The organism is uncultured Cyclobacterium sp. (assembly GCF_963976465.1).
In the GTDB taxonomy this organism is placed as follows: Bacteria; Bacteroidota; Bacteroidia; order Cytophagales; family Cyclobacteriaceae; genus Cyclobacterium.
On sequence record NZ_CAXBOC010000419.1, the window covers coordinates 1 to 5,265 of the forward strand.

Annotated in this window: 5 protein-coding genes; all 5 read left to right on the forward strand. The window is 39.3% G+C overall.

Features of this window, described 5'->3' with window-relative positions:
- The coding region (locus tag AAC037_RS19285) for a hypothetical protein (protein ID WP_339904896.1) at positions 1–343 on the forward strand (343 nt) is incomplete at its 5' end.
- 234 nt (positions 344–577) lie between these two features.
- The gene (locus tag AAC037_RS19290) at positions 578–820 is read left to right on the forward strand and encodes a hypothetical protein (protein WP_339904897.1); all 243 of its coding nucleotides are present in this window, start codon (positions 578–580) and stop codon (positions 818–820) included.
- On the forward strand, positions 817–1,215 hold the full coding sequence (locus AAC037_RS19295; protein ID WP_339904899.1) for a type II toxin-antitoxin system VapC family toxin: 399 nt from the start codon (positions 817–819) through the stop codon (positions 1,213–1,215). Before AAC037_RS19290 ends, AAC037_RS19295 begins: the two co-directional genes overlap by 4 nt.
- A 907-nt stretch (positions 1,216–2,122) precedes the next feature.
- Positions 2,123–3,106 carry a YpdA family putative bacillithiol disulfide reductase gene (locus AAC037_RS19300; protein ID WP_339904900.1) on the forward strand — a complete coding sequence of 328 codons (984 nt, stop codon included), beginning with the start codon at positions 2,123–2,125 and terminating at the stop codon, positions 3,104–3,106.
- Positions 3,107–3,566: 460 nt separating this feature from the next.
- The coding region (gene ppk1, locus AAC037_RS19305) for a polyphosphate kinase 1 (protein WP_339904901.1) at positions 3,567–5,265 on the forward strand (1,699 nt) is incomplete at its 3' end.

Below are 5,265 nucleotides of genomic sequence, written 5' to 3' on the forward strand. Positions count from 1 at the left end.
TTCTGGTATGCCGGAACAAATGCATATCCTGAGACTTCAGGTATTTTCCCACCCTGCATCCTGGCTCCTTACTAAAATCTTCTACCGGAAGATTTCCCTACGTTCGGCCCTCTCACAACAAGCCACCCCTGTGAAAAAACAGGGCGACTTGCTAATGCTTCGGGACACAGCTTGTCCCGAATTTAATCGGGAACTCCCGCATATGAGTCAGCCGAAAAAATACGGCACAGGCTACCGACATGCTTCGGCACAGGTTTTCACCCGTTGGAACGAACAATTTTATGACCTATATTCACCATTCAAGGCACACACATTGCATAAAATGTTAACTGACTTGATGTAGAATCTTTATCATTAGTACAGTTTGTTTATCCACCTCTTACAGGATTAAAATAAAAGGAATGGAAGAAACGTTTTGGTTCAATACTGAAAATCAATTCATAAATGCAGGTGGATTTACTACTGATTTGAGTGAAATGGGAGACTTGATTCAGAAAAAGAAAAGAGAATTAGGTATTTAATTATCCAAATCTTTTGACCATCAAACCATTAATTTCGTAAATTGAATAAAAAAAGTATGGCAAACCTCACTTTAAACAACAAGACATTAGAAAAGTATTTCGGTCTCTTGAAAGGTTTGGATAATCTTTCTAAGAAAAAATTGATCATTAAATTGACCGAGTCTCTTGATATAGAAGAAGAGAAGGTGGATTTGCAAACCATTTTTGGAGCATGGGAAGATGATAAAGATTCTGATGAAATCATCAAAGAAATTAGAGAATCAAGAGTTGAAAAAGCAGAAGATCTTGGTTTCGAATGAAATATCTTTTAGACACTAATATCTGCATCCATTTTTTAAGAGGAAAGTTTGGGATGATTGAAAAGTTTCAGGAGTTAGGAACGGAAAATTTTGCTATTTCTGAAGTTACGTTTGCTGAACTGGTATTTGGAGCCGAGAACAGCACTAATCCCAAGAAGAATCTTGAGTTAATTGAAGTTTTTACCGATCAAGTTCTGATCCTCCCTATTTTCAATGCCATTTATCTTTATGGAAAAGAGAAAGCCCGATTAAGGTCAATAGGACTGATGATAAGCGATTTTGATCTATTAATCGGTTGTACTGCAGTGGATAAAGATCTGATCATGGTGACCGAAAATCAAAAGGAATTTGAAAGAATATCTGGAATCCAACTAGAAAACTGGGTAAAGAGATAAGATAAACTTTCGCTAAACGTGTAGACGGCCCCATCAGATTCCTCTGACGGGGAGCGTCTCACACAGTTCTGCTGAGCTTGTCGAAGTACCATCCCGGTCGACCCCTGTGAAAAACAGGGCAGGCTGTACGAGTCTCGTACCTGCCCAGCATTCCGGCGCTTCACTCAAATGATCCAAAGAGATCATTATTTAAGCTCAGCCCCAGTTCACCGGATTATGGGTTGCGTTTTGAGGGAATAGGAATGCATGGATTCATAACCTTTTCTTGTCAAGCAGGACAAGGTGATCGTAGTAATCTAAATCGGATTTCGAGCCATTGCAAGGGAAAAACAAGTCAAGACCTCCCCCTTTTCATTCCCAGATAAAATTTCCTTTAAAACTTGGACCTAGTCTTCAATTAGGCTAATTTATTTTTAATTTCACCGGTTCCTGAGCGGAGCCGGAAGGGGTAGGCATTACGTACCTGTTACCCTATGGTTTCGACTCCGCTCAACCGCCGGGAGTATGGAAACCGATTCTGAGCTGGATTCGGTAAAGACTTAGCCGGTTCCTGAGCGAAACCAAACGCAGCAACCTTGCCGGTTCCTGAGCGGAGCCGAAGGATTAGGCATAACGTACTCGTTACCCTATGGTTTCAACTCCGCTCAACCGCCGGGTGGGTAGTAACCGATTCTGAGCGGGGTTCGGTAAAGACTTAGCCGGTTCCTGAGCGAAACCAAATGCAGCAACCTTGCCGGTTCCTGAGCGAAATAGAAGGAGGAGGCATTACGCTCTCCTTAACCCTATGGTTTCGACTTCGCTCAACCGCCGGGAGTATGGAAACCGATTCCAGCGAATATTTAGTACATCCTTCTTATATAAACCGGATTTCAAGGAACTCAAATCCACCAATCGTGTTTAATAATTTATGAAAAAGTTGGAATTATTGATAATAGGTGCCGGCCCTATAGGTTTGGCCTGCGGTATAGAAGCAAAAAAGAAAGGCCTTGACTATCTGATTATAGAGAAAGGGGTGCTGACAAATTCTATTTTTAATTACCCCGTCAACATGACCTTTTTCTCTACTTCTGAGAAATTGGAAATGGCAGATATCCCTTTTATGTCGATATCCAATAAGCCGACGAGACCGGAGGCACTGGAGTATTACCGAAGGATCGTCAAACATTATCAACTCAATATCAACTTGTACGAAAAGGTCAATACCTTAGAAAAACAAGAAGGTGGATTTTTGGTACACACCTCCAAGGGGGATTACCTTACTGAAAAGCTTGTGTTGGCCACCGGCTTTTACGACCTGCCCAATACCATGAATGTTCCCGGGGAAGATTTGCCCAAAGTTTCGCATTATTACAAAGAACCCTGGCCTTATATCGGGCAGAAGATCATCGTAATAGGCGGAGGTAATTCAGCAGTAGACGTAGCCTTGGAAACTTGGAGAAAGGGAGCCGATGTAACCATGGTTGTCATGAAACCTGAGATCGATCAAACCGTGAAATACTGGGTCTTGCCTGATATAGAGAATAGAATCAAAGAAGGATCAATCAAAGGTTATTACAATTCGAGTATCAAAGAAATTAGGGAAAAGGAAGTAGTAATCAATACTCCGGAAGGGGAAGTCACCATTGAAAATGACTTTGTCCTTGCCATGACGGGTTACAAACCCAATTTTGAATTACTGGATCAATTGGGTGTCCAATTGAGCCTGGATGAAAAAAGGCAGCCATGCTTTGACGACATCAGCCAGGAATCCAATGTCCCAGGCTTATACCTTGCAGGGGTAGTTTGCGGTGGACTCAATACCAGAGAGTTTTTTATAGAAAATACCATCTCTCATGCCAAAGCCATTGTAGAAGATATCCAAAGTAAAAAAGAATTGGCTACTAAAAATTAAAGCATTCTTGTATACCTAGAATGCTTGAAATGCACTTTCAACGGTAAGTTCCGGCTGTTAGAACGAATGAGAAGCGCTATAGTCATTGCGCGTATTTCAACTGTGATGGCCAACAGGAATTTTCATTCGCTTTCAAAGAACTTACAGTTTTAAGTAGCTTGGAGTCCATATTAAAACAAATAATTCCCGCTTAAGGCAAACCTTTATCAAGGGAGATTCTTTCGGAGGATTAAAATTCCTAAATAGAAAATAGCCAAATAATTATTTCAGCTAATGGCCCAACCTTATTTTATATCAAAAAGCATTAATTCCATCAAATTAATTACTCTTGCTTTATTTTTCACACACATAATCCCGCGATAACAATAGTGACCATTTTAGGGGCCTCAGCGCAATAAATAGGCAGTCAATCCTAAATCCTGCAAAGTAAAGTCATTATATTGAAACAAATTTATAAACCATGGATTACACAGATAGGGATTTAAATTGGCTGTCTTTTAACGAAAGAATTCTGCAAGAGGCTGAGAATGAAAAAACCCCTCTGATGGAACGCTTAAAGTTTATCGCCATTTATTCTTCCAACCTGGAGGAGTTCTATAGGGTTAGAGTAGCAAGTCATCATTTTGAACAAAAGTTTAAAGGTGATGAAAGAAATAAATACGGATATCGACCTTCCTACCTACTACAAAAAATAACCAAAATTGTGAGTGCTCAACAGGAGCGTTTAGGGAAAGTATTTTATTCCGAAATCATTCCCGGCTTATCTCAAAAAGGAATAAATCTATTAACCAATAAATTTACAGGGCAGGACCAAAAACAAATGGAATTCCATTATCAAAAATTTCTGCAGGGGAATTTTATCTTAATGGACATTTCTGAGGAACAGCAACTTCAACTTAAAAATCAAACCGTATATCTTTTTGCCATAAGTGCGGCCAAGCAATATCTCATTGAGCTTGATTATAAGACTTTTGGAAGATTTATCGACATCTCCACAAGTGATAATGAAATTCGTATCGTACAACTGGATGACATTTTCAGGTATAATGCCGACAAGATTTTCGGCGGGCCAACGGATATTTTTGCCATTAAGATTTCAAGAGATGCGGAATTGTATATGGATGAAGAACAGGATGGCGATCTAATATTAAAGATCAAAAAGAGCATCAAAAACAGAGAAACAGGACTTCCCTCAAGGCTACTCTTTGATGAAAATATCCCTTTTAAATACATTGACAAACTAAGGAAAAAGATAAATGTGGAAATGTCCGGTTTAATCCCCGGAGGTCATTACCATAATTTCTATGATTTTTTTAGTTTCCCGGTTTCTGATCCAAGTTTGCATTATCCAAAAAGAGAAAAAGTACCCTGTTCCAGACTCGATTTGACGACGGATTGGTTTAAAGAAATAAAAAAGGAAAACATATTCTTAAGCTTCCCCTACCAAAGCTACAATTATGTAACGCGTTTTTTAACCATGGCCGCTGAAGACGAGGATGTTGAAGAAATAAACATTACGCTGTATAGGGTTGCTACAAAGAATTCTGAAATATGCTTAGCCCTCGAATCGGCTGCCAGAAAAGGGAAAAAAGTATTTGTTTTGGACGAAGCCCAAGCGAGATTTGATGAACAATCAAATATTTATTGGGGTGAGCGATTAAAAAAAGCCGGTGTGCTTGTTAAATATGGGATAAATAATCTGAAGGTGCATGCTAAAATCTTCTCTGTCAAAAGAAAAGAAGGAGATCACATCAATACCTATGCTTACATGAGTAGCGGAAATTTCAACGAAAAAACTGCGGAAATTTACGCTGACCATGCATTGCTTACCTGTCAAGCTAATTATATCAGGGACATAGATCAGCTATTTTTAACGCTCAAAAACGATGATCACCAAGCTGAATTTGAATCTCTCTTGGTAGCTCCTTTTAACCTGCGTAGTTCGCTCAAACAGTTGATAGAAAACGAGATAAATCTGGTTAAGCAAGGCAAAAAAGGTAAATTCACATTCAAATTAAACAGTCTTGAAGACACTGAGATTATAGACACAATCAGAAATGCTGCAGATAATGACGTAGAAGTAGACCTAATTGTTAGGGGGATTTGTTGTTATCATCCCCAAACTACTCAACAAGAGAAAAACATTACTGTTGTGAGCA

What these genes read in the sequence shown, in the direction of transcription:
- AAC037_RS19290 (WP_339904897.1), top strand. Translation starts at nt 578, where the DNA reads ATGGCAAACCTCACTTTAAACAACAAGACATTAGAAAAGTATTTCGGT.
- AAC037_RS19295 (WP_339904899.1), top strand. Translation starts at nt 817, where the DNA reads ATGAAATATCTTTTAGACACTAATATCTGCATCCATTTTTTAAGAGGA.
- AAC037_RS19300 (WP_339904900.1), top strand. Translation starts at nt 2,123, where the DNA reads ATGAAAAAGTTGGAATTATTGATAATAGGTGCCGGCCCTATAGGTTTG.